Here is a 25,584-nt window from a genome sequence, read left to right as displayed (position 1 = left end):
TCCTTATTCTTCGGATGCCAGTTGACGACGCTTGCGGTCAGGGCTCATATCACTGGTACTTACCGGCCAGTTGGGATGGGGGAAATGGTTCGCGTCCATTATCGCGGCAAACTGCTGCACCAGTTGCGGATGCTCGGCAGCCACATCATGGGTCTCACCCGGGTCAACGCTGAGATCATACAGTTCGATTGGACCGGTTTTCAGCGGTAATCGAATAGCCTTCCACTTACCCTGCCGCACGGCCTGGGAAGACCCGTGCAGATGAAACTCCCAGTACAGATAGTCGTGTTGCTCTGTTTGCTCTTGCCCGAGCAATTCAGAAGCAAAGCTGATGGAATCGAGGTTGCCAGGCAACTGCCCGTTGGCCAGTTCGGCATAGGTTGCCATTACATCACCAAAGTAAGCCATGTGGTCGCTGGTGCGCCCGGAAGGTACCAGACCGGGCCCCCATGCAATGGTGGGCATACGAATGCCACCTTCGTACAAATCACGTTTGATTCCGCGCAATTCGCCGTTTGAATCGTGGAAATCCGGATCATTGCCGCCTTCTGCGTGCGGCCCGTTGTCACCGGTAAAGATTATGATGGTATTGTCTGCAATTCCCAAAGCTTCGAGCTTCTCAACCACCGCCCCCACAGAGTTGTCGATATGACGCATCATGGCTGCATACCCCTTGGCGGTTTCTGGCCAGGGTTTATCAGCGAATTCACCATAGTCCGGCACTTCAAGGCCATGGGCCCACTCCACCTGATCAGCTTCATTATTGGCGTGGGGAGAAATAAGTGAATAGAACAGGAAGAAGGGCTGATCCGAGGTCGCACTGCGCTCGATAAACGACAAGGCTTCTTCACGCAAGCGCTCGTCTACGTATTCGAAACGCTCTTCCTCGGGCGTCACGGTGCCCTCAAAATCAAATTTGTAGCAATAGGCACAATCCACTTTTTTGGGCTTGTTGTTTAACGGCACCTGTTCATCATTGCGCCAAAGGAAGTCAGTAAAATGATTGTGGGCGTGGACGTGGTTCAGAAAACCAAAGAAGTAGTCAAACCCTTGCTTATTAGGATGACCGCTGTCATTGGCCTCACCGAGTCCCCACTTTCCGACCAGTCCGGTTTGATAACCGGCATCCTTGAGCACTTCGGAAACCAGGATTTCCTCGGGTTCAAAACTGCGCCCTTTGTAAGTCTCGTTGCCTTGTTCGTCAGTCAGGGTCATAAAATTCGCGCGCACTGGTGTGCGACCGCTGTGCTGACCTGTCATCAATACGCTTCGAGAAGGAGCACAAACGGCAGAGCCTGCATAAAAATTGGTAAACCGGGTCCCCTGCGCGGCCAATTGATCCAGGTTGGGGGTACGGAAATGCAGCTGGCCATTGACTGACAGATCGTTAAAACCAATGTCATCCGCCAGAATAAAAACCAGATTCGGCTTTTCATTTAGAGAAGAAACCGTTTGCGTGCTAATTTGTTGGTTCACAGCCGACTCAGGCTCGGCGGAACAAGCCGAAAGAACGGAGGTTGCCAGCAACCATAAGCCGACCATCCGTATGCGGTTTTGCCCCATTTCAGGTGCTCCCTATATCACATCATTAAACATATCTTTAAAGATATTATATTACAATTAACTCAGCAACCATTATCTGTTACCGGAATGTAAAAAATCGGGAGTTCCAACAACTACCTGAAAGAATAACCGCGAGGCTAGCGACGCAGAGAGCGGCATACATACCTGAAGACCGCGCCCAGTCTCCCAGTACGCCGAAAACCATACGCAGCGCTAACTGAATAATACGCAAGGAGATACTAAGTTAATTACTACCCTGTGTACAGGGGAGGCGGGTGACCGTTGCGGCATGTCGGAAAGAAACTTTCTGATGCTCCTGAGAGACCCGCTTGAAAAGCCTGCAGTGAACGGGTGTTATCTGGGGCGATCACTTTGGCATCAAACCGTTAACAAATGGCTGGACGTCAGTAAAAGTATTTGTAATATTATATCTCATTTTAAATTTCCAGCGTGGGATAACGGAGTCGTCATGCAAGAAATCATCAGCCTGCAACTTACCGACTGGGGTTTTTTCTTTGCTTACTTTTTGATTATTAGTCTGGTTGGCTACCTGGCCGGCCAGCGCCAGAAATCGGCGGTTCAAACCAGCACAGAAGACTATTTTCTTGCCGGTCGCTCGCTACCCTGGTATGTGGTGGGGTCCTCCTACATTGCAGCCAACATCAGCACCGAACACTTTATTGGGCTGGTCGGGGCTGCGTTTATCTACGGCATTGCAGTCGCCACGGGTGAATGGAGTACAGTCATAGCCTTCACCTTCATGGTGTGGATCTTCATTCCCTTTTTGTTCTCCGCCAAGGTATTCACCGCACCTGAATTTCTGGAACGTCGCTTCAACCGTCAATTAAGAGTATTTTTTGCCACGGTTACGGTTATTGCCAACGTGTTTGCTTTCCTGGCCCCGGTTATCTATGGCGGAGGGCTGGCGTTGGACGCCATTCTGGATATCAACAGCCTGATGGGCTGGGAACCCGGCCCCCAAGGGCGTTATGTCGCTATTGCACTCATCGGCATCCTGGCCGGGATCTGGGCAATCTGGGGTGGGCTAAAGTCCGTCGCCTGGATGGATTTTATAACCATAATGGTGATGATCATCGGCGGTACTTCGGTGACCGTATTTGGATTACTGGCTCTGGGTGACGGAGACGTGCTGAATGGGATCAGCGTTATGCTGGAACGTAACCGCGCTGAAACGGGTATCTGGTCTAGTGCGGTCAGTCATATCAGTGAGGAAGCGATTGGAACCTCCGGTTATGACAGGCTATCTGTGATCCAGCCACTCACCCACCAACTGGTACCCTGGACCCACTGGATCCTGAGTTTCTTTTATATCGGGCTGTGGTACACAGTCATTAACCAATTTCTGATCCAGCGGGTGTTTGCGGCCCGGGACATGTACCACGCCCGAATGGGCATTACCTTCGCTGGCTACCTGAAGCTATTGTTGCCGTTTATCGTGGTAGTTCCCGGCCTGATTTACTTTGCCATGCACCCCCAGATCATACTGGGCGGCAGCAGCATCAATGACATTCGCCAAACTGCCGACCAAACCTACGTTGCGCTGGTGTCAGAGGTTATCCCACTTGGCCTCAAAGGGTTGCTGATAGCGGCACTGTTTGGAGCCATTCAGTCAACCGTAAGTGCCGTGCTGACTTCAACCTCAGCGGTGATTACTATGGATTTCTACAAGCGTTTCTACGCACCTGAGGCAGACGAAAAATCACTGGTCAAACTCGGGCGTGTCACCACCTTTGTGCTGCTGGTCAGTGCAATTGCACTGGGCATCTGGCTAAGCACGCAAAAAATCAGTTTGTTTGCCTACATTCAGGAACTCTTTACCTTCTTTGCCCCACCGTTTTCAGCGGTCTTCCTGCTAGGCACCTTTTGGAAGCGCCTTGGAGGTTCAGCGGCACTGATAACCGTCTGCAGTGGCTTTGCTTTTGGTATTGGCATTAAAGTGCTGGTCAACACCGGCTCGGCGCCGGACATTCTGATCCCGTATGCAAATCAGGGGGTCATCAATTGGTTGTTCTGTATGTTTTTGTGTGTGGCTCTGGGCAAACTGCTTGCACCTGCCCGCCCGGAACAGGTAACCGACGACCTGACTTTCAATATCCATGGTCTGAATATTCGTGAAGGACTGGGTAATCGCTGGTACAACAGCGTCACTACATGGTCAGGTCTCTGCATCCTGCTGATGCTCGGTTTTATTGGTTTATTCTCTGTCTATCTTTGATGCAAATTATTATGAAATCACATTTTAACTCTCGATTGGCCAGCACCCCGCCGATGGGCTGGAACAGCTGGGACGGGTTTTCCGTTACCATTAACGAACAAGAGATGCGTGAGAACGCAAAATTTATTGCCGAGCACCTTAAGCCTTTTGGCTGGGAATATGTGGTTCTGGATCTGGGCTGGTATGCACCCGGCGCCGATCGCTACAACTACAAGCAGGATGATATTCCGGTAGTCATCGACGAGTTCGGCCGCTTTTTGCCTTGCCCGGAGAAATTTCCCTCATCAGCAAATGGACAGGGATTAAAACCCCTCGCCGACTACGTGCACAGCCTGGGCCTTAAGTTCGGCCTGCATATAATGCGCGGCATTCCCCTGCAGGCGGTGAAGCAGAAAACCCCGGTCAAGGGCACACGGGTCACTGCTGATCAAATTGCCTACGACCGGGAAAACTGCCCCTGGTTTAACAGCATGCAAACCCTGAATTTTGCCCTGCCGCAAGCCCAGGCCTACTACGATTCTATTTTTGAACTCTACGCCCAATGGGGTGTTGACTACATCAAAGCCGACGATGTCAACGCCTGGCATGAAGTGCATAACAGTGACGGTTCCCCGACCGGAACAGGCTCCCCGTACCGGGTTGATGACATTGAAGGTATTGCCTCAGCGATCAAGTCCTGCGGGCGGGACATGTTGCTCAGCCTGTCCCCCGGTGGCCCCGAAACAACGCTCATCAATCACCTGCGAAACCACGCTAACCTGTGGCGTATTTCAGCAGATTTCTGGGATGAATGGGGATCCCTGAAAAAGCAGATGCAGCGCTGCGCAATTTGGGCACCGTTCGCCATCAGCGGACACTGGCCGGATGCGGACATGTTGCCGATTGGGTTCATGCCAAGAGGCGAATCGGGTGAGGCCAATCGCCATTCCAACTTCAACGAGGCCGAACTGCATACCCTGATGACCTTATGGTGCATCTGCCGTTCTCCGCTCATGATTGGGGGCGATCTGCCTCGCAGCCGCGCGGAGATTCTGCCGCTGCTGACTAATTCGGATGCCATCAGCGTGAACCAGCATTCCACCAACAACCACCGGCTGTTTTCCCAATCCGGCGGTGAATTCTGGTTTGCCCAGAGTACCCTTACCGATGCCGCCTATGTCGCCATACTCAATACCAACGACATACAGCACACGTTTACATTTGAATTCAGCGCCCTGCCAGGCAAACTTCGCCAGAGTGCGCAGGATGTCTGGCAACGCTACAGCGTGAGCGCCGACAATCAGCACGTAAGTGTGACTCTGGGCGCACACGATTCGGTGCTGTTGAAACTGGCCTGATATGGCCAGACCGCCTTACCGGCTCTGAAACTCCTTCCAGGCCGGTAAGGCGAAAAATTAAGTCAAAAACCCGCCGCAGCAAAAAGCTGCGGCTGCTTTTCTCAGTTGCACAGGGGGTTGTACTCAGTTAGAGGCAGAGTATCCCGGGTAGCTAATGGAGCTGCATCAAACCAGTCAAATCCGGCCCAACTGCCAGACAAGCTCCCAGTATGAAACACGCCCGCGTAAGCACCAATAAATCCACCACTGTGATTGGTACTGATAGCATCCACACTTTGGAGTTCACCAAGCGGTTGCAAACTTTGCCTGTCTTCACCGAACAGAAACTGAATGTCATCACCGGTCAGTTTTGCCCACAGCTGAACCGAGGGCTCGCGGTAATCGGCACTAGCGACAACCGTCTCAGCCAGTTGCTTGCGATCTGTGTTGTAGGCTCGTATCAGGCGAACACCGCCGACAAACCGTTCCAGCCGGTAGTGAAACCGATCGTTTTGGTACAGGGTCAGTCCTGCCGCCTCATGCTCTGCTTGCGGCTGAAAATCCAGTTGAGTGCCAAATTGCTGATAGTGTGAAGTAATGCGCTGAGCTACCAGCGCCGGATTGTCCTGCTCGGTTAACGCTACAGGCTTGGCTTTCAACAGCAACTGACCGTCACTGATACGGTAAAAATCCGATTGTGGGGTACGCAAGAAATTCCAGTGCAGCGCCAACTCGGTGCCATCAAACTCGTCTCTGTGGTTTTTTACCCACATCTCGGGTTCTAAATCCGGGCGTTGCTCACGCAAAAACACCCGCCCGAATCCGGGATTAAAAATTGGCGTGGTGCCCTGCCAGGACACCGACGTCAGAAAAGTCTCCCTGCCAAGATAATAATTGCCGTTGGAACGGGGCCTCACACCCAACATAACTGCCCACCAGTCTCCATCAGGCGTATCTACCAAATCAGCGTGGCCCAGGGTGGTAATTTGGGCGTCGTTGCCGAGGTGACGATGGGTCAGAACCGGGTTAATTTGCTGCGGTTGATAGGGACCGAGCAGCTTATCAGATTCAAACACCGTTATGGCATGTGAGTTCCAGGTTCCCCCTTCGGCAATCATCACAATGTATTTGCCATCCCGGCGATACAAATGGGGCCCTTCAGCAAAACGGGCATTCTGAGCGTGGCCGTTCAGCAAAATGGTTGGCTCACCGGTAAGATAGCCAGTCTCAAGGTCAATCGGCTGAATGTAGACTCTGTCTTCGGTTGGCCATTTACGGGGCCCGCCGATGCTTTCATCATGAGTTGTTCCCAGATAGTAGGGCTTGCCATCATCGTCCCAAAATAAAGTGGGGTCGATGCCTTTGGCGCCCTTTATCCAGACAGGTTCCGACCAGGAGCCCGCCGGATCTTTGGCGGTAACAAACAGATTGTTACTCTCATGCTCACTGTTCTGGCATTGTTTACAGGTCACCACCACGTAAAAAAGGCCGTCTTGATAGCGAATGGTTGGCGCCCAAATCCCGGAGGACGGCCGGTTTTTTACCATATTCAGTTGGGACGGGCGGTTGAGCACATGGCCTATCTGACGCCAGTTAACCAAATCCTTACTGTGGAAGATTGGGACACCGGGAAACCATTCAAACGAGGAGTTAACCAGATAAAAGTCGTCTCCAACACGCACGATGGAAGGATCAGGATGAAACCCAGGCAATACCGGATTTTCAAAGCAAACCGAAGGCAAGGTTTCATTTGCTTCAACCGGCAGCAAACATGCTGCCATTAGAGCACCAACCCCTGCCCATCGGGCCACTCTCACACAATGTCTTCCAAAACCTATCACGGCGGCAATCCTTTATTCTGGCCTTATAGTTAATATTGTATTATATATAACATATCATTAACCTTTTCAACCTGATTGCATGTGCATGCTGGCTGCGCAGAAACCACCATTGGAATAAAGATCATGAGAAGATCGCTGCTACATTTCCGGGCATGTTGGTCAGCCTGCTTGCCTTTCTGTTCGTTTTCAAAACGGAGCCGTCTGGCCTGGCTGGTCGTGGCCTTACCGTTAGCCACACAGGGGGCAGACTGGCAGCCACTGTTTAATGGCTGCGATCTTGAGGGCTGGGACGCGATTCTTATCAAGCACCACCAAGCGGACGACAGCGCAGAAAATTACTTTAAAGTGGAAAACGGCGCCATTCATGTGTACGCCGGTAAGGAAAATGGCAGTGCCCAGCCGTTTGCGGCATTGGTGAGCAAGCAGTCCTTTTCCCACTATCATCTGTCACTTGAATACCGCTGGGGTGTAGCCAAATTTCAGCCAAGGGTTGAACTTCTGCGTGATGCAGGCCTGCTCTACCACGTGCATGGCCAGGGAAGGCCCGCCTGGCCTCTGAGTGTGGAAAGTCAGATCCAGGAGGGAGAAACCGGCGATACCTATACCATTGGAACCCAGGTCAGCGCCTGGCTGGACCCGGGGAGCCATACACCGGCTGCTAACGGTCAGGTGGCACACTACAGCTACCTTCCCCACGCCGTCGAGCAACGCTGGATTGCAACCGGTGTAGCCGGGAAAATCCTGCGCATTCGACATAATCAGCCGTCTGAGGTATCTGGCTGGAACCGTCTCGAAATTATCGTCGAAGGCGATAGAGCTATTCATAGGGTCAACGGCATTACCGTAATGCAGATTGCGGATTTTCGGCGCTGGGATGATTCAACACAGCAATGGGCCCCACTCACCTCGGGCAAATTGCTGCTACAAGCTGAAGGCGCAGAGGTATTTTATCGCAACATACGAATACGCTCGCTGCCTACATCGGGGCAGTAAGCTCAGTAGCAGAAACCTGCGACACGCTTATTCACAGGCACCGGTAATGCTTTGAATTAGCCCATATAACCGGGTTATTGGAATGAAAAATCCTCACCATTCTTCGCCCTGCTCATTCAATAAGGCCGCTGCGGTGAGGAAATGCGCGGTGATCCACAAAACTGTCCATTCCTCCGAATATCCACCCCGAAAGGTGCCAGGGTCTGGCTGCGCTCCGGCCAACTTGATATTGTGTTTGCTCTGCACAAAGTTGGTGTGCTGGATCTGTTCACCCTGCTCACCGGTGGGAGCAATCAATTGCCCGCAACTGAGATACATCACCCGGGCCAGTTGTTGCAGCCTGGCATCGTTGGTCAATTGCCCCAACCGATTGAGCCAGGGGGTGGTCAGCACACCGTAAACATCCAAATGCTGGTTTTGCGGCGACACTGCCGTCCAGCCTGTGGATTTGAACCCCTGATCGGAGAGTCGCCCGGCTGGCATGGGGATGTCCCACACCACCGTGTAGCTGAGCATAACTTCCGCAGCATGCTGTGCGTATTCCAGATATTGCTGCTCACCAGTTAAATCGTAGACCGCCATGAATGCCTGAAACCCGGCCCAGGCCCCTTCCTTGTCCTCACCTTTGGCATCCAGGGTTCCGCCCCAGTAGGGTTCATCCATACTCAAATGACGCTTGGCGTAATGGTCAGCTGCCTTTACTGCCGCCAGCCCAAGCTCTTTGTTGTCAAACAGTCGTGCCCCTAATGCAAGCGGCGCTACTAAAAAACCTTCATTGGTAGACAACGGCGACCACTGAGGCTTAAGAATATTTTGCGCGTGCCATTGAGCTCCGCGTAAGAAGAATTGCTCCCATTTGGCCGTATCTAGCCCCTCAATCTGCCGGCCAGTTTCGATGGCCTTGGCAAACATATACAGCGCCTGGCCCTGCGAGACATGGTCATAATGAGACCATTTGCTATCATCAACAGCGTAACGCAAGGCAAAGCCCTGATTTGGGTCAAACGGGGCCTGGGTCAGAAAATCGAGCGCCTGACGCCCCTGCTCTATCCAGTCCTGACGTCCGTGCGCTTTACCCAGTGCGAGCAGGTAATAGCCTGGTGCATCAGACTGGCCGGCCCAGCCCATGACAATCTGGCGCCGAAACTGATGATCAAACATATTGAACCCGCTGTACCCCTCGCCCTGCATAAAGCGCTTTTCACTGAACGCCAGTTTGGCGCCGACTACTTCGTCAAAGGTCGGGTAACGGCGGGTGTCAAAGGGCTGAAAAATATCCATTGAGGTATACATGGGCAACCGGAATCCACTTCCTGGCTGGGCAAAAGTGTCAGCCTGAAGGTAGTAAGTTTTTTCAATCACATCGCCGGGCCTTACCTGCATGGTGGCGTTAGGATAGGGCGCGTTTTCCTTTTGATACAACTTGACGACGTCAGCTGTCCGGTTGAAGCCCACCGGCCCGGACAACAGGCGAATTTCACTGTGCCCGGCTGCGGTAGCGGTACCCAGCGACCACCATAAATCGGCCCGGTTACCACGCGCTACGGCAGAAGGCAGTGAATGCACCGCAGCTCCTGCGTAGTGCTCCTGCTGTGGCCATTCAAGATAGGCAAAGGGCATGGGAAAACGATGCTCTTCAAACTGCACAAACTCTCCGGCCTGCTGACTCATGTGCGCAATCCGGGATGGGTCCATTTTCTTCGCAGCCGGGTTACCGTAATACACCAGCCCGGGCAAAAATGTCTTGGCCTGCGCCGAAGGTGACTGCCAGCGTACACTCAGTACTACCTGTTCCAGGGTATGGGTCCCCTGCCACTCGAAACGTCGGATACATTTGATCCTCTGCTCCTGGGGTTGGCAACTGTCTCGCAATAACCAGTTGCCACCTTCCATCTCAAGCCGCCCTGCGTAGACGGTCCAGTCCTCATACTGACTGACTTCGCTGATTTGCGCATGCAGGAAATTAAGCTCGTCCAGACCACCGGCGTTCACGCCTACAGACCAGAAGCCTTCCCGCGGAGCCTGCAACATCGGAATGTCCTTCTGCATCAGTGTCAGACGGCCCTCTACCTGATCAAGCTGCAGTTCCGATGTACCATTGGCCCCTGCCGCAAACAGTGCAGCCCAGGTTAACAGCGCAATACGCAATTGGCTTCTGCTCATCGAAAGGTTACTCCCTGAATATTTCGCGCCTCCAACGGCTCGAGGTCCTCAAGACTCTGCAGCGGCTCACCTTCAACTGTCACATTGTCAAACACCATACCATCTATAATCTGCCCCCCGCTCAGTACATTCACTACATTCTCGTAGCTGGGTGATTTGGCAAAATGGATGTCCTTAAACGTAATATTCTGGTAAGACACCTTTTCAGATCGCGAACCCAGATAGAATAAACGATTCACCTGCGCGTCAATCACAATGTCCTCAAAATGCTTGTTGCGCACCGTGTATGCTCCGCCCGTCCGGTAAGTTCCGGCAAATACGCCCCGGTTGGCGCTTACGGTTTTCACATCGGGCCGTGGCACACCTTCAGGTGCGCCGAGCATATCCAGGCCGGTATCGACCGTGTTGTCCCACTCTCCGCGCAAAATGTTGGAGCGGCGCACATAAACGGTTGCGTCATTATCTGCTTTCAGCCCCCAGCCCAGCTGAAAGGCCGCGCCGTTGACCATACCCCAATACGAATTGTCTTCAATCAGCCCCGAACTGGCATAAGTGGCGTCGTCATTAACCCGCATAAACGAGCCTCGTTTGATATGACCGTGAACGCCATCACTGGAAAAGCGCCAGCCAAAAGTTTTGAGATTTTCATTCAGATAGGCCCAACCCACGCAAAAATGGTAAGGATGGGCCACCAGCACACCTTCAAAATAGCTGCGCGGATCATCGTCTCCCTCATTCGCCTTAAATGACAACAGGGGTCTGACCCACTCACCTTCAGGGCTGATGTAGGACGGGTAACGGTCACGCCAGCCTGGTGTAGACTTTGCGAACGGCCAGCGCGAACCTATGATCATTCCCCGGCCGGTAACCTTGAAACCCGGTTTGCGGATATCCACCCGACCGTCAATGATGGTGTTCTGGGGAATGTAAAGGCCATCCCATGGCGAGTTGGCGTCTACAAGCAGGCGATTAAGTTCATCCAAATAGGGCGACTTTTCATTGATAACCCCGGCGGGCAACACCAGAATTTTTCCTGCCGGAGGCCTGGAAGGGGGGTTCAGAAAAAACATCAGCCCATCCTGCAGGGCGTCGGTGTCTTTTTCAGGCGGGTTCACTTCCACCAGCACATGTCGGGTTACCTCATACGGGTCCAGTTCGAATTCCACCCAGTCCTGCCCGGATTGACGGCTTTGATGCATTTCCTTATAACGACTGGGTTTGAGCACCAGTTTTCGTACTTTCTGGCTGCCCAGCCATTCCACCCTAACCCGTAAACGCACGTCGGTGTCTACCTGGGCAACGTGTACAGCGGTATTCTTGTGTTTGGCGGGCAGGGTTTCCGGGTCAACGTAATCCGGCCACAGCCGATAGGTAGCCGTTTGGTGCAGTTCAGCCTGCCAGGAAGCGGGATCGGAAGCCGGTTTGACCAGCACCCGGTAGGTATCGGAAATTTCCACTCCCCGGGGGTAGTCTTGTGCCCCGGGCACAGGGGTAAATCGCTGTAGCTCCTGACTACAAAGAGGCATTGATATTAACAGGCCGACAAGGCCCATCATCAGCATCCGTTTCATGTATTTTTCTCCTGAGAGACAAGACCCATTTGAGTCAAAATTTCATTCAGACTAAGAGACTCGGCGGTACCAGGAAACGGCAAGGACTGCAGCTCCCAACGCTCAAAAAACTCGGCCGATTCAGCGGGCGCGAGGGTATAGGCAGGGCTGAGGGGCTCAAGCTCGGCAACCGAACGGCCCTTAAAATTGGTGTTGTAGTAAAGCGAGTAACGGCCTTCAGCGGGCATGACATAGTTCCCATCGGCAAACACCGGATAGCTGCCGGAAAACATCAATCCATTTGGGGTCCAGTAGTAATGCTCCGGGGCAAGTGAATCGAAACCAAATTTAAAAAAGGGCGGTTGCCCTTTAACCACCAGATAGTCATCGCTGCGCAGTATATTCGGATCTCTGGGGAGCGTAGATATGTTCCCGGCATGGTCCCGAACTACCACTCCGCCGTCAAACAGATGGCCTTTTTTGAGCGCTTTGACAAAAATTCCACCTCCCTGTGCCAACGGGCGGCTCCAGAAATGGGCTGTTTGTTCTGCCGCGCTTTCGTTGCGCATGCTGAACCGAATGGTAAGCCCACTACCCTGCTCATCGAGCTGATATTCCCGGGTGAGCCGAAGCCCGCGTTGCGGGTCATAGCTGCTGACCAGGCGAACATGGCGATCGCCCAGTATTTGCGGTTGCCAGGCTCCGTATATAAGGCGGGCACGATCAGGATGGTTCCGGGTATCTCCAACATCAAAGCGGCCACCACCGTTAAACGGTGGTGCCTGCTCACCACTGGCTAACTTTTCAGGCTGTAACTGCCAGCCATATTCACCGGGCTCCTGCTGCAACAGTTCCACATTATTGAGCGCGTAGCTGACGAGCTTGGCGCCAAAATCCGGCGCGATGTGCACCCGGGTAGAATTATTGTGTAGTTCGATTAGGTTATCGTAACCGTAGCCGCTCACTTTGCGCACGCCTTGGGGGCAACGAAACTCAATTCTTTCGGTATGCCTGAATTCAAAATTGGCTAACGTTCGCGCTGTCTCGGCAGTAAGGCATTCGCCGTTCATTCTCACATTATCAAACAGGATATCGGTTATTTTTGCCTCTTCACTGAAACCCACTATCCGGTTCACCACATCCTTCCCAGCCTTGAACTCTATATTGCGAAAGGTGACATTCTTGATGATGTGAGGCACATCATTGGGCTGCAGATTCACAAACACCTTGATGGGGTTTTCAATCACGATATTCTCGAACAGATAGTCCTTCTGAACCTTAACCTGCCCTCGTAACGCACTGCCTCTAAGATTGAACACCCCCTGGTTACGGCCGTCGTGTGGCCACTCGCCATGCAGAATGTCGACATTTCGCACCTCAACATCCTGGGTATCAATGGTGGTCCACGCCCACTGAAAGCTGCCACCGTTGGTCAGGTGCCAGATCACCAGGTTATCAATCTGCTGATGGTCCCGGTACAGCTTGATGGCATCGTCGTTGGCCCAGACAAAACTGTTGCTGATTCGGGTATTTTCATACCCCACCAACCCATCGTTATTGAAGCGCCAGCCTCCGGGTGTTTTCACCCAATGAATGTCATTGTTCTTTCCCAACAGTCGCACCGCAAAGGCCGAAGGCTGGGAAATGATGATACCTTCTACGGTTATGTCCCGGGTATCACCCGATGCCTCCACCATATGAAACTTGGTGCTGCGCTCACTGCCCTCTCCAAACATGCGCCCGTCAAGATGACCACGCCCGTACACCCGGGAACCATTGTTAGCAGCATCGTTAAAATGGATAGCCCCATGCACAACGGCGCCACCTGCAAGATAAATATTTTTAACATGACCTTTGGGGTACCAGTTCCCAATGTGATGAGCCACCGGTTCGAAGCGCACCGTATGGTAGTCTTTTGAAATCCCATTCAATCCTTCCAGGGTACAAGGGGCACAGCTGTAGACCCCGGCGGCTGTCGGCTCGGGCACATCCTGTTCCAATGGGTCGGCAAACAGCAGCAAACCATTCTTGTACCCTTGGGCCCCCATTTCCACCGAGTACTGTCCCGGCTCAAACAGGGTAAATGAGATTTCACGTTCTGACCGGCGCTGAACGCTCACGTGTTTACGGGTAGGTAAAACAGTGACAGGTCCGGACGTGTCACCAGGCAGGTTTGTACGCAGTGTTACCGTAACTTCGACCGGTGCCCCCATTGAAAAATTCGCCCATGAGATGGAGTCGTTTGCTACCGGTCTGTTGCGGTTGTTGGTTGCACCGCCGTTTGAGCGGCTCATGTACACGATCAGTGAACGGGATACCTCCCCCTGCCGGACCTCCACTTCATAGTAGTCAGAGGCTGGTAACAACTCGCTGGTGTTGCCAGCCGGATACGTCACCAGATTCCCGGTCGCTGTCGCCATAAACGGCGCGATCAATGCAGACAACCACAAGCAGGCGTAACTCAGTGTGCGCATACGTCCTCCTACTTATCCAGCAGAATATCACCGTCCTGATCGGACAGGCTGACTACCTGAATGGTTGTTCCTGAAGCCTGCGAACGATAGGTCTGGTTAAGCTCCAAAGTTACCGCTCCATTTCCCTGTGGATTGTATATAACCAGGCCATTTTCAAACTCTCGTGTCACCGCGCCATTAGGCAAAACCTGCATGGTACTCACAGGCTTACCCAGTGACGCATCCCAAAAGCCATACCAGTCGTGCATATGGTCTGGAGTGGGTAGCGGATTGGGATCGGCAAACAGTACATAACCGTCGCTATGGGTGAGGCCCAGCGTGGTCAAGGCTCGCATTGCCTGATCATCACTGCGCGCTCCCCAGGCTTCCAAAGCATTTATGGTCGGCTTACGGAAATTCTGCTCGTAATAGCTAAGCGCTTCGGCCATCGACTCCCAGCTGCACAACTTTTTGGGATTTTCCGGCGTGCGGCCGTTCGGCGCACACTCCATAAAGGCCCCGTTGATGTAATCCTGATACTGCTTACCTTTGTCGATTTCATCGTGAATGTTGACCAGAAGTAACCCTGCCTCGCCCATGTGTTCACGAACCTGCCTGACAATCGGTAGGTAGCCACTCCAGTCGAGCATTACGCCGTCGTAAACTCCGGATGCCATAACTGCTTTGGCCTGCTCCCCCAGACGTTTTTGAAAATCCGGATTTTCATAGTTGAGCATGTAATAAGGTTCCGGGCCGCCATCCCAGCCCAAGACCCGATTCCCCTGATCATCCCGTGCCCAGAAGTCGCTGTCCTCCGGTAAGTAACTGCCGGGGGCGTCGCGCCAGCGTATTTCAAACAAAGTGACCAGATTGGGATTTTTGTCGTGCAGATAGTTCAGATTCTTGCGCGCTACTGTCAGTGTTTGCCGGGTAAACCCGGTGGCCAGCCCGGGATACTGATGATCCCACTCAAGCCCAATCACCAAGCGGGTTCCAAAGCCTAACTGACTTACCGGCTCTTCCCATAACAAACTGTGCTTTGCCGCATTGTCCAAAAACTGGCGCTGCTCTGTGTCCGGAAACGCATGGGGCATGTCCAGCGGGTTCCAGGCCTGAAAAATGGCCGGGTACTGTTTATCTGCTACGCGCTCAGATATGGATTTTGGTAACACTTGCTCCGATGCATGAGCACTCTGCCCAAGCCAGGTGACCGCGTGGTAGCCTGCAATAGCGGCGCAGATTGCCACCGGCACCAAACCCATTGTTTTTTTGCCAAAGATATTCATCTTAACCTCATTAAGAAATCTGTGTTTGCCACCGGTGAAAGATGGAGCATCGATTAAATATTAAAGTGATATTATAATACTTTTAATTCGATAACAATAAAGTAACAAGTGTGCACTCAGGTTTCGTGGAAAATCAGTAAAGTGTATTAAACGGGGAGTGGGCCCGGCTCAGAGCCCGGCAGGTTTTAGGCCAAAACCAAGGCTGGTCGAAGTTGCGCTGCCAGTGGCTGACAGCGCAACATGCGTACAAAGGATTATGGAGTTTAAGAACAGTGTGATGACTGGCGGATTAAATCATTCCACCGTCGACAATAAAGTTCTGTGCCGTGCACATGCGGCTGTCGTCGGAGGCCAGAAACAGTGCCATTGCAGTAACGTTTTCTGGTTTTACAAACTCATGCAAACACTGCTCTGCCAGAATGCTTTCGCGGGTAGATTGGTCTGCCAGGTTTGTTTCAATTTGCCGCTGGGTCATTACCCACCCCGGGATCAAAGTGTTGACACGAATACCATCGTGCCCCATGTCCCGGGCAAGCCCTCGGGTTAAACCCTCTACCGCGGCTTTTGAGCTGGTATAACCGGGCATTCCACCATATCGGGCGTACCAACTGATTGAACCAAAGTTGATGATGGACCCGCCACCGGCTTCCCGCATGCCAGAATAGACTGCCTGCGCAGCAAAAAAGTAATGGCGCAAGTTCAACGCCACACGCTCATCCCAGTACTCAACGGTTACCTCACGAAAATCGTGACGTTCATCGTGGGCGGCATTGTTGAGAAGCACATTGACAGGCCCCAATTCGGCAATGACCTGTTGAATGGTTGATTGCAAAGCAGCGACATCCACCAAATCACAAGGGAAAAAAGCCAACTTGCTGTGGCTGCCATAGCGTGTGGTCAAACGGGCGTGCAACGCCTCGCCGTCATCATTTTTTCGATCCAGAAAAGCTACGTTTGCCCCCTGGCTGAAAAAGGCTTCAACCAGGTTGGCGCCAATACCCGACGCACCACCAGTAACAAGCACAACTTTGCCTTCCAGGCTAGGGTATCTATTGGTCAGATTCATTACGATTTTTAACAAACTACATAACTTTGCACATCATATTAACGTAATGACTTTAAATGTCATTAACTAAATCGACTTGAAATTAAGGGTGTCTCCATGTTAACGGGACAACAGAATCAGCCAGTCTTCGTCTGCGTTTTCCGGTGGTTTTCCCAATGAAACACGCTCGCCGCCTGACACGCGCTTAACATTACTTTGGCGCAGGACACCGCCGTTTCGAGGGTCGAACCACTGTACCTGAAAGGTGCCAGAATCGACGCTTAAATCCAGAGTAGCCTGGCCTCCCTGAGGCAAATACACCAGGTACATCTCGTTTTCAGCACCCATTGCCCAAGCAATTTTGTCGGGATGGTTCACCGCCGCACGTGCGTCAAGATTACGCATCCGCTGCAGTGGGATCTGATGCCGTTGAAAAAATCCGATGGCCGTTGCCGCGTAGTCCCAGGAGCGGTCACGACTGCGAAAATCCTCTGCCAGCAAATCGTTCTCAGGTAACCGATAACCAAAATAATACTCTACCCCGGCTCCACCTGCCATCAGGTTGCCCCACAACGTCATCTTGCGAATGTCATGCAGGTTGTACTGGCTGTCACCTTCCTTAACCCAACCGTCAAAGCCCTGATAGCCCGGGTCCGGTGGGACTCCTGCTCCGGCCGGGTTTTGCTCATCGTTTGCCACTACCCACGGCTTCCCTGCTGCTTCAGATGCATCCACCCAGCGTAAGGTCTGACGGTGTGCCGAACGCCAATGATTTTGCAGGGAAGCACCGGTCAGAACCGACTGGGCTCCAAGCAACTGAAGGTAAACCGATTCCTGCTGGGAAGGGAATGAGTGGATCACGATTAGATGGTCGTACGGGTCCAGCTCTTTAAGATAAGCTGCCATATCACGCTGCTCTTGATAGCTTTGGGTATTCTCCTCACCCAGATTCCAGTTCAGCGCCAGATGATGGCCAAAACGGGCCACCAGTTCACGTAAATACAGCTTACGCTCAATACCCAGTTTGCCTGCATCAAGGGCTTCAGGAATGATTCGCGGTTTTTTGGCCGCCCCATGACGATGATCATCACTTTCGTTTTCCTGCAGTTTGAAGTGCAGGAACAGGCCACGTTGCTGGGCATGAGTGAATACCATGTTCCACTGGTCCAGCTTGGATACATCAAAGTGCAACTTGCCGTTGCGTTCAACATACGGCCACACGTTGTCGCCATCCCCTGCCGCGTTATACGTCAGGAACGACAAGGCATTAAGCCCTTTGTCAGCCAGATAATTGAGCGCCCCTAAAAGGTTCTTGCCTTTGTCACCCTGCCAGCGCAGATCATCGGCTTTGGCATCCTTGGCATGTGGCTGCCAGGTTTTCAGCGGCAGATTGGGCTTCATACCCAGGCTGTTGTCAAAATCTTCGTAGGCCAGCAGTGTCTCGGGTGCATCGGTACCAGCTTTGATAAAATACTCACCGCTTCCAGCGTGGCGAAGGTAGCGAGCGCCAACATATTCCAGACGTCCCTTGGCCCGAAAATCCCGCCCCTGTTTATCAGTCGGTTCAACTACAAAAATACCGCTCTGGCCCTGATACGGCACTACATAATCCCCAACTGATGGCTCTATTGCAGCGTTTTCTCCCCGCACAAAGGAAACCCTGTAGAACCAGCGCCCGGCTTTGTCAGGGGACAAATGAGCCCGCCACAAAGTACCGGATTGAGCTGAACTCTCAGCAGCGTTGCCATCAGCGGCAAAGTAGCCGGGTACCGTGTAGCTCGGAACTCCAGACTCATGGCTGAAGGTTACTGACATCCGGTAATCCAGAAACGGGTTTGGTGTCAGGTCCATTTCGTGGGCAAACGGGCCACTCAGGTTAAGCGTGACCGGGTGCCACTGCTTCAATTCGCCGCTGATGGTCACTTCGCCGTTTCCATCGTCCATTCTGGGCAGCTGCAATTGCGGGCCTGCTTCGATTTCCTGTTGGGTACGTATAGTCTGGTAGCTTACGCTCTCTTTGCCCGGGTCCTTGTCCAAGGGTACAAAACGCAGCTTGTCCCACAGAGCACGGCTGAATCGCTCGCCATCGAGCGTGTCATTTTCAGCTCGCAGCGTGAAGCGCTCACCCTCATTAATTTCTACCGAACGGAAATGAGCCACAAACCGGTCACCTACCTGGGTGGTTTCGACTGCCACAGGAACCGTAAATTGCCCAACCAACCGGTCAGCAATTTTGAGGGTAAAATAGCTCTGCCCGCTCGGCTCTCCCACCGTATGCAAATATATGTCAAACCGACCATTTCCGGCCGGAACCACAGACTCGATAGCAGCATGGTGCCGCTGATCCGGAGCTACGCCGATTCGCCCCTGGTCCATAGTATGAAAACCACTGCCCTGAACCATTAAATCAGTTGCTTGTACGGTGAAGTCCCCGCTATCAGGAACTGCAGCCTTTGCCGCAGTAAAAATTGAACTGCAAAAAATCAGACTGACAATCAGCTTGGTCATCAGGGCAACTCTCAATGAATTAACAAATGGGTAACCAGTTTTTCAAATTTCATTTTGTAATACAATATTTTTATTTTACAATCAGCACCAATTATGATGACAGGTATGGGGAATCCAATATTCACCCGTGGCACCAAGGCAGTCATTAATAACCACAGGAATCTGACATGAAAACATTGATGTTACTGATTGCAGGCACACTGCTTACCTTGTCGGCCCTCGCCAACCCACCTCCGCCCAACATCCTGATGATATCAGTCGATGATCTGAACCACTGGGTAGGTCACCTGGGGCGCAATAATCAGGTCAGAACGCCCAATATTGACAAGCTGGCTGAACGTGGCATGAGCTTTCACCGAGCCTATGCGCCATCTGCCATTTGTAATGCCACCCGAACGGCCATGATGAGCGGCATGCGCCCGAGCACTACCGGGGTGTATGAAAATGGCCGGGACTGGCGCTCCATTATCGGGCCTAATCGTTCTTTGCCAGCGTTTTTCAAACAACAGGGCTATACCGTACTTGGCGGTGGCAAAATTTTCCACAATGACAAGGTGATCCGCCCGCAGGAGTGGGACAACTACTTTACCCGCAGCCAAATCAAGCACCCCTACCAGTTAGAAGGACAGGATCTCGCAGATGCACAACTGGCAAACCAGAGCCGCACCAAACGCTATACCGTCGGCGAGATGAGCATTGCGGAAGTCAATGAAGGCGACGATGCTGTGTGGGATTACCATGTCGCCCGTTGGGCTGCAGAGCAAGTTGGACTTGAGCACGACAAACCGTTTTTTATCGCCGCCGGTATTTTTCGCCCGCACCTGCCCTGGCATGTACCCAAAAAATATTTTGACATGTACCCGCTCGAATCTATTGAGTTGCCTCCTTATCTTGAGGACGACCTGGATGACCTGCCTTATCCGCCCAGCAATGCGAGCGAGCACGACATGGTGTTGGAGCAGGATGGCTGGAAGCAGGCCATTCGCGGATATCTGGCTGCCATCACCTACGCGGATGTGCAGGTTGGGCGAATTCTGGATGCACTGTTCAATGGCCCAAACAAAGACAACACCATTGTGGTGCTTTGGGGCGACCATGGCTGGCATCTGGGTGAGAAACACCGCTGGCGCAAATTCGCCCTGTGGGAAGAATCCACCCGTACTCCCTACATTTGGTATGTGCCGGGTGTAACCCAGGCCAATTCATCCACGCAGACCGCAGTGGATCTGCAGAGCCTTTGGCCAACCCTGTCAGAACTCACCGGCAAGGCAGCTCCAGACTTTGTTGAAGGGCACAGTATTGTGGATTTGATGAAGACACCAGACAAAGAATGGCGCATACCAGCCATCACCACACAGGGTTACAACAACCATGCTGTGCGCTATGGCCCTTATCGCTATATTCGTTACGACAAAGGTGGGGAAGAATTTTATGATCACAGCTCAGACCCGTACGAGTGGCATAACCTGGCAGGCAGTGCTGAACAGCGGCCCCAAATGGATGAATTTCGCGCTTGGTTACCCCAGGTCAACCGGCAGAATGAAGAGGGCCAAAGCCTGTTTGGCGGCGAACAGCGTTACAGCGGCCTGAAGCCCACCGGCCTGACAAAAGGAGAGGATTCAGGCAAAACCGACTAAGCCACGGTTAAGTGACTTTTTACTGAACCTCCGTGAGATTCATTGCAGTGTCATAACACTATCCGGGAAACGCGCTATTCTTTTTGCTGTGTTCTCCCGGATACTCAAGGCACCTGCCCCATGAACGCTTACGACCCGAATTTTCTTGACGGATTTAACCTGCCACTGCCTTCCTTTGCCCCGCATCTTCAAGCTGACATTGTTGAGGACCTCGATCTTACCGGTGCCATCATCGCTGATTACGTCCACTATTCACTGGCAATGAACGGTGCCGAAGAGCGCCGCTCACCGGTATTTGTAGCCCTCAACATCGACCAGAATCTGCTGAAAAAAACCAACAGAACGGACCGATGGCGCATTGACCCAAGGATCGCGCCAGAGTTTCAGCTCGACAATGCCTATTACCGCAATAACGACTGGGATCGCGGCCATATGGCCAGACGAACCTCGGCAGCCTGGGGGGCTAATACCCCGGAAGCCCAACGAGCGTCCAACGAAACCTTTTACTACACCAATGCCTGCCTGCAACACGCAAACCTGAACCAGGACGAGTGGCTTGGCCTGGAAGACTGGGTTTACGCACTGGAGCTCGACAAAGACGGTAAAATCACCTCCTATTCAGGCCCTTTCTATGCTGACTACGATCGTTCCGTACACCCCAGTGGTCAGCCTCTGGCACTGGTACCTGCGGGCTTCTTCAAAATCGTCTGCTTTGTCAACAAGCAGGACAAACTGGAAGTTCGGGCTTTTATCATTTATCAGGATGAAAAAGCACTGGCCGACAAATCTGGCCGAAAAAAATACAACAACCAGGTTTACCAAACCACAGTGGCACAAATTGAGGAGCTGACAGGCCTGCAGTTTGAACCTGAGGTATACCACGCAAACCCCATGAAACATTGCACCAGGCCAACCAACACCACATCGGAAAGAACCGTAAACGGTGAACCGGTGCTGGTTCCGGAAATGATTGAGGTTGCCAAACCTTCAGACATACAAAACGAGATTTCCGCCAGGCAAACCATTAAGGACGATGTTGTGGATATTTTCATCAGCGCCGCACTGGTAAACCCCAGGGGTAAAGACAGGGGCAACGAATGGATAGCGCTAATCAACCTCGGAGCCGAGGATGTGGACCTTACCAACTGGACACTTACAGACAACCAGGACCATCCTGTTGCGGTTGGCAATGTTACCCTGGCCCCCGGCGAATCGGTTGTTATTAAGCAACTGGGCAAGATCCAGTTGGGCAACAACGGGGATGTGATCAAGCTGTATGACGATCAGGGAGCCAGAATTGACTGGGTTAATTACACCGACAAGATGGTAAAACCCGGAGTCCCGGTGTTGTTTCTCTCGCCCCGGGACACCCTTGACCTCAGAGTCTGAAGTCAGTTTCCCTGGCTCGACAGGCAACGGCCAGACACATTTAGCTCCGGCCTAGGCCCGACATTAACAGTAACATCAGTACAAACACCACACCTTGAAACAATACATAACGCATACTTTTCATGTTTCACTCCTTGATGACAATTAAGCCGCACTCTGTGCGGCTTAACCAGTCGACGGCCTGTCAAATCAGGGCTGATATTCAAACCAGTCGAATTCCGCATGACTCGAAGACGTCACACCGTTAGCACTGGCGTACATACCAACCATCGGGCCGTTGAAACCACCAGCGCTGTCATCGCTGGTATAACTGGCGTCAACATTTTCAGCCATTACTTTTAGTGCAGATTCAGATTCTCCCACATAAAAAGTCAATGCATTGCCGGTGTCTTCGACCTTAATCACCGCATCAGCCGGTTTGTAGGGAATGCTGGCCAGAACGTTTACCTCGCCATCATTTACGGCGGTCAACTCCAACGAATTGGCCTTTTTTGCCACGCTGTAGTAATGCTGGTAATCGCGGTAAATCACCAGCCCCGCTTCCTCATTTGCGTTTTCAGAGCTGAATTTCATCTTCAGCGAAGCCGTATACTGGGGATGCTGGATCCGTCTCACCAGCATTGCTGGCTGCTGAAATTCCTGCCCCAGCTGATCGGGTTTCAGGGTGATGCTCAACATACCGTTATTCGCCTCAGCCCAATCCTGCGACTGCGCGCGTAATCGATTGTACTCTTTGCGCAAACCAGCCTGGTCAAAGTCATCTCTGGCTGACTTGGTATCAAGCGGAGTCCAAGGCAGATTAGGACGAACTTCTTCCAGTTGCAGTAAACCTACCCCTGGATTAAACACCGGCCAGCCATCTTCCCAGCTGACCGGAGTCAGAAACGATTCTCTTGCCAGGGGAGACAAACCGTCAAACCGACGCTTACCCAGCATTACCGCATACCAGTCACCATTCTGGGTTTCTATCATGTCTGCATGGCCCGTAGAATGGATGGCACTGTTGGAACCCAGATGACGATGAGTCAGCAAAGGGTTCTTGTAATTTGCAACGTAGGGGCCGGTTACCGATTCGCTGCGGAAAATGGTGACCGCGTGGTCCTCTCCGGTTCCACCTTCCGCCACCATCAGGTAGTAATAGCCATCTCGTTTGTAGATATGCGGCCCTTCAGTCCAGCGGGCATTCACAGCATGGCCGTAGGTAAGCTGCTTTTTGCTGCCGAGCAGCTTGCCGGTTTCCAGATCAATTTCCTGGATCCAGATCCCGTTTGCGTTTATCCAGTCGGCTTTGCTTTTATCCAGGATCCCGGTTCCAGTGTAATAAACTTTTCCGTCATCATCCCAGAACAGTGAAGGATCGATTCCACGATCCCCTTCTATCCAGACTGGCGCACTCCACTCCCCCGCCGGGTCCTGGGTTTTTACATAAAAATTGTCGCCACACTTTACACAGGTGGTGATCATGTAATACCAGCCATCGTGATAACGCAATGTGGGGGCGTAAATACCGCGGCTTTTTTCAACCTCATTGAGGGCCGACAAATATTCCGGTTTTGAAACCGCATAATTGATGAGTTCCCAATTGACCAAATCCTTGCTGTGAAAAATTGGCACAGCCGGAAACCATTCAAAACTGGAAGTAGCCAGATAGTAATCATCGCCGACCCGAGTAACGGAAGGATCGGGGTGGAAACCAGGAAGAATCGGGTTGCTGAAAGTTTTTTGCACGTCGGTTTCCGCGCTGTTGCCCAGCGCCGATGCACTCGTCAAAGCCCCAGCGACAATAACCATGGTTGCCAATAATCTCATTAAATACCTCCGTATTCGGTTTACGTCAGCCGGAAATGTGGGGGATAAACTCCACCCAGCCCGGTTTGACTGATATCAAGTTCAAATAATTTTCCGGCATCGGGAAACGCCTGTTTTTCCGATGACGACATTTTCAGAGTCGACGTTGTCACATACAACCGGCCCGGACTGCTGGCAACAAAGGATGTATTGGTCACATAGGGCGCGGGAAGTGCAATCCGCAGGTCCGGTGTTCCATCAGGCTGAAATCGAACAATACCGCCGCCTCCCCACTGAGCCACCCACAATCCGCCCTGATCATCCACGGTGAGGCCATCGGGGTAGCCCATTGTTTCGGAAAATCGGGCAAATACTCTTTTACCTGTAATATCGCCCTGCTCTGTTATGTCAAAGACGTAAATCAGCCGCTCGGTTGAGCTGGCGTGAAACAGACGGTTGGTTCGCGCACAGTGCGCCGGGCCGTTGGTGACTGTATAACCGGTATCTTTTATCTCAGGCGACTTTCCACGCCCAAGAAAGTACAGACTTCCAGTGGGTTTTTCCTCATTGTCATCCATTGAGCCAAACCAAAGGTTTCCGTAGTGGTCGACAGTGGCATCATTGAGGCGGTTGTGCCCAGGTTCGTCCGCGAGCCTGCACCAGGGTTTGCTTTCGCTGCTGTGGGTATCCAACAAACAGAGCCGGGATTGAAAACCTGCGAGCAACTGTTCAGATTCGGTTTCCACCACCCAGCACAGGCGCTCAGCTGTAGCCAATGTTTCAATGCGCTGGGACGCCAGGTCCATCCAGTGCAATTTGTTTCCAAAAATATCAACCCAATAGAGGCGCTGATGGCTACGATGATAATACGGATTTTCTCCCAGAAGGCAGGCGTTACCCAGGGCTCGAATGGGGACTTCCCAATGTGTAAACTGACTCATATCTTTTTAATAAAATACTGCGGCTATACCGGCCAAAAAGGCGACGGTCAGGATCAGAGGTCGTATGATATTGCCATCTATCCTGCGATTAACAAACCGTGAAAGCCACCAGCCGAACAGCACCGCAGGTGCACAAAGTAAAAAATTAATCAGATCATCGGTGGTAGCGTATCCTGAAACCGCCAGCCCCAGGGCACCGGCTGCATTGATGTAGATAAAGAAAACACTGAGATTGGCCTTAATGGTGTTACGGGATTCCTGTTGGTACAACAAACCCATCGGCGCCCCTCCGGCTGACGTAAGCGTCCCCATTACTCCCGACAAAGCCCCCACCCAAGCACTGGCCTGGTTGGTGACTTTGGGGCGAATTCCAATCAGAGAAAGCAGTACGGCAACAATGATTATGCAGCCAAACAAAAAACGATAGGTCTGATGGTCAATATAGACCATCGCAACACTTGCCAGAACTACGCCCGCCGTACCTCCGAGAATGGCATAACTGACCTGGCGTTTTTCAACGTGCTGATGGTGCCGCCACGCAATAATCAGAGTAATCAGCAGTGCATTAAGTATCATGGGCACCGGCACCAATTCGGGAGACAGGTGCAACAAAATGGGTGCACAGAGTAACCCAAGCCCAAATCCAATGGTATTCTGTAGTACTGCGCCCAGTATGAGAAGCAGATAAATACTTGCCCACTCTAGCAAAATCGTTGCTCACTTGTTTTTATTGTTAACCAGATGCGGGTCAATCCGCCTTTACTTAATGTATTATAATATCATTAATATTGTCAATGTTTTGTAAATGTCTGAGTGGAATGAGTTTAATACTATTGACTGCCTTATGCTTGAGCGCCCGACAAAGGCGCGTCAGC

The 25,584-nt window shown here is 52.2% G+C and carries 16 protein-coding genes; 5 read left to right on the top strand and 11 right to left on the bottom strand.

The annotated features are described in order from the left end of the window. Positions 1-3 precede the first annotated feature (3 nt). Positions 4-1,476 carry an arylsulfatase gene (locus DXV75_RS02630; protein WP_181898330.1) on the bottom strand — a complete coding sequence of 491 codons (1,473 nt, stop codon included), beginning with the start codon at positions 1,474-1,476 and terminating at the stop codon, positions 4-6. 556 nt (positions 1,477-2,032) lie between these two features. Here DXV75_RS02630 and DXV75_RS02625 point away from each other — a divergent pair. Both DXV75_RS02625 and DXV75_RS02620 read left to right on the top strand, forming a co-directional pair. Beyond that, the gene (locus tag DXV75_RS02625; protein ID WP_115591764.1) at positions 2,033-3,799 is read left to right on the top strand and encodes an SLC5 family protein; all 1,767 of its coding nucleotides are present in this window, start codon (positions 2,033-2,035) and stop codon (positions 3,797-3,799) included. Positions 3,800-3,810: 11 nt separating this feature from the next. Continuing rightward, the gene (locus DXV75_RS02620; RefSeq protein ID WP_181898329.1) at positions 3,811-5,136 is read left to right on the top strand and encodes a glycoside hydrolase family 27 protein; all 1,326 of its coding nucleotides are present in this window, start codon (positions 3,811-3,813) and stop codon (positions 5,134-5,136) included. Between the two features lie 101 nt (positions 5,137-5,237). On the opposite strand, the gene DXV75_RS02615 is transcribed toward DXV75_RS02620, so the two are convergent. Further along, positions 5,238-6,896, bottom strand: coding sequence for a glycoside hydrolase family 43 protein (locus tag DXV75_RS02615; protein WP_115591649.1), 1,659 nt, complete (start codon positions 6,894-6,896; stop codon positions 5,238-5,240). A 276-nt stretch (positions 6,897-7,172) separates the two neighbouring features. Between DXV75_RS02615 and DXV75_RS02610 the strand changes: the two genes are divergently transcribed. Further along, on the top strand, positions 7,173-7,949 hold the full coding sequence (locus tag DXV75_RS02610; RefSeq protein ID WP_181898328.1) for a 3-keto-disaccharide hydrolase: 777 nt from the start codon (positions 7,173-7,175) through the stop codon (positions 7,947-7,949). Positions 7,950-8,042: 93 nt separating this feature from the next. On the opposite strand, the gene DXV75_RS02605 is transcribed toward DXV75_RS02610, so the two are convergent. The 6 genes from DXV75_RS02605 to DXV75_RS02580 all read right to left on the bottom strand — a co-directional run bounded on the left by DXV75_RS02605 (position 8,043) and on the right by DXV75_RS02580 (position 18,954). Further along, positions 8,043-10,112 (bottom strand): YyaL domain-containing protein, encoded by a 2,070-nt coding sequence (locus tag DXV75_RS02605; protein ID WP_115591647.1) that lies wholly within the window; start codon positions 10,110-10,112, stop codon positions 8,043-8,045. After that, the gene (locus DXV75_RS02600) at positions 10,109-11,683 is read right to left on the bottom strand and encodes a hypothetical protein (protein ID WP_115591646.1); all 1,575 of its coding nucleotides are present in this window, start codon (positions 11,681-11,683) and stop codon (positions 10,109-10,111) included. Before DXV75_RS02600 ends, DXV75_RS02605 begins: the two co-directional genes overlap by 4 nt. Further along, positions 11,680-14,136, bottom strand: coding sequence for a glycoside hydrolase family protein (locus DXV75_RS02595; protein ID WP_115591645.1), 2,457 nt, complete (start codon positions 14,134-14,136; stop codon positions 11,680-11,682). Before DXV75_RS02595 ends, DXV75_RS02600 begins: the two co-directional genes overlap by 4 nt. An 8-nt stretch (positions 14,137-14,144) precedes the next feature. Beyond that, the gene (locus tag DXV75_RS02590; RefSeq protein ID WP_115591644.1) at positions 14,145-15,401 is read right to left on the bottom strand and encodes an alpha-amylase family protein; all 1,257 of its coding nucleotides are present in this window, start codon (positions 15,399-15,401) and stop codon (positions 14,145-14,147) included. Between the two features lie 289 nt (positions 15,402-15,690). Further along, positions 15,691-16,482, bottom strand: a complete 792-nt coding sequence (locus tag DXV75_RS02585) for an SDR family NAD(P)-dependent oxidoreductase (protein ID WP_245953090.1) — start codon at positions 16,480-16,482, stop codon at positions 15,691-15,693. A gap of 84 nt (positions 16,483-16,566) precedes the next feature. Next, the gene (locus DXV75_RS02580) at positions 16,567-18,954 is read right to left on the bottom strand and encodes a glycoside hydrolase family 140 protein (protein WP_115591642.1); all 2,388 of its coding nucleotides are present in this window, start codon (positions 18,952-18,954) and stop codon (positions 16,567-16,569) included. Between the two features lie 167 nt (positions 18,955-19,121). On the opposite strand from DXV75_RS02580, the gene DXV75_RS02575 reads away from it, so the two are divergent. Beyond that, entirely contained in the window at positions 19,122-20,591 is a 1,470-nt protein-coding gene (locus DXV75_RS02575) for a sulfatase (protein WP_115591641.1), read from the top strand. Between the two features lie 120 nt (positions 20,592-20,711). After that, positions 20,712-21,980 (top strand): DNA/RNA non-specific endonuclease, encoded by a 1,269-nt coding sequence (locus DXV75_RS02570; protein WP_115591640.1) that lies wholly within the window; start codon positions 20,712-20,714, stop codon positions 21,978-21,980. A 189-nt stretch (positions 21,981-22,169) separates the two neighbouring features. Here the strand turns inward: DXV75_RS02570 and DXV75_RS02565 are convergent, their stop codons facing one another. The 3 genes from DXV75_RS02565 to DXV75_RS02555 are packed head-to-tail and all read right to left on the bottom strand — an operon-like array spanning position 22,170 to position 25,417. Next, a complete protein-coding gene (locus DXV75_RS02565; protein ID WP_115591639.1) occupies positions 22,170-23,789 on the bottom strand; it encodes a glycoside hydrolase family 43 protein in 1,620 nt (539 codons plus the stop codon). Positions 23,790-23,809: 20 nt separating this feature from the next. Then, positions 23,810-24,709 (bottom strand): SMP-30/gluconolactonase/LRE family protein, encoded by a 900-nt coding sequence (locus DXV75_RS02560; protein WP_115591638.1) that lies wholly within the window; start codon positions 24,707-24,709, stop codon positions 23,810-23,812. A 6-nt stretch (positions 24,710-24,715) separates the two neighbouring features. After that, positions 24,716-25,417 carry a sulfite exporter TauE/SafE family protein gene (locus tag DXV75_RS02555; RefSeq protein WP_115591637.1) on the bottom strand — a complete coding sequence of 234 codons (702 nt, stop codon included), beginning with the start codon at positions 25,415-25,417 and terminating at the stop codon, positions 24,716-24,718. Positions 25,418-25,584 lie beyond the last annotated feature (167 nt).

This window comes from Alteromonas aestuariivivens (assembly GCF_003367475.1).
Taxonomy (GTDB): Bacteria; Pseudomonadota; Gammaproteobacteria; order Enterobacterales; family Alteromonadaceae; genus Alteromonas; species Alteromonas aestuariivivens.
Note: the sequence above shows the minus strand (reverse complement) of the source record. Positions and strands in the feature narration are given on the sequence as shown.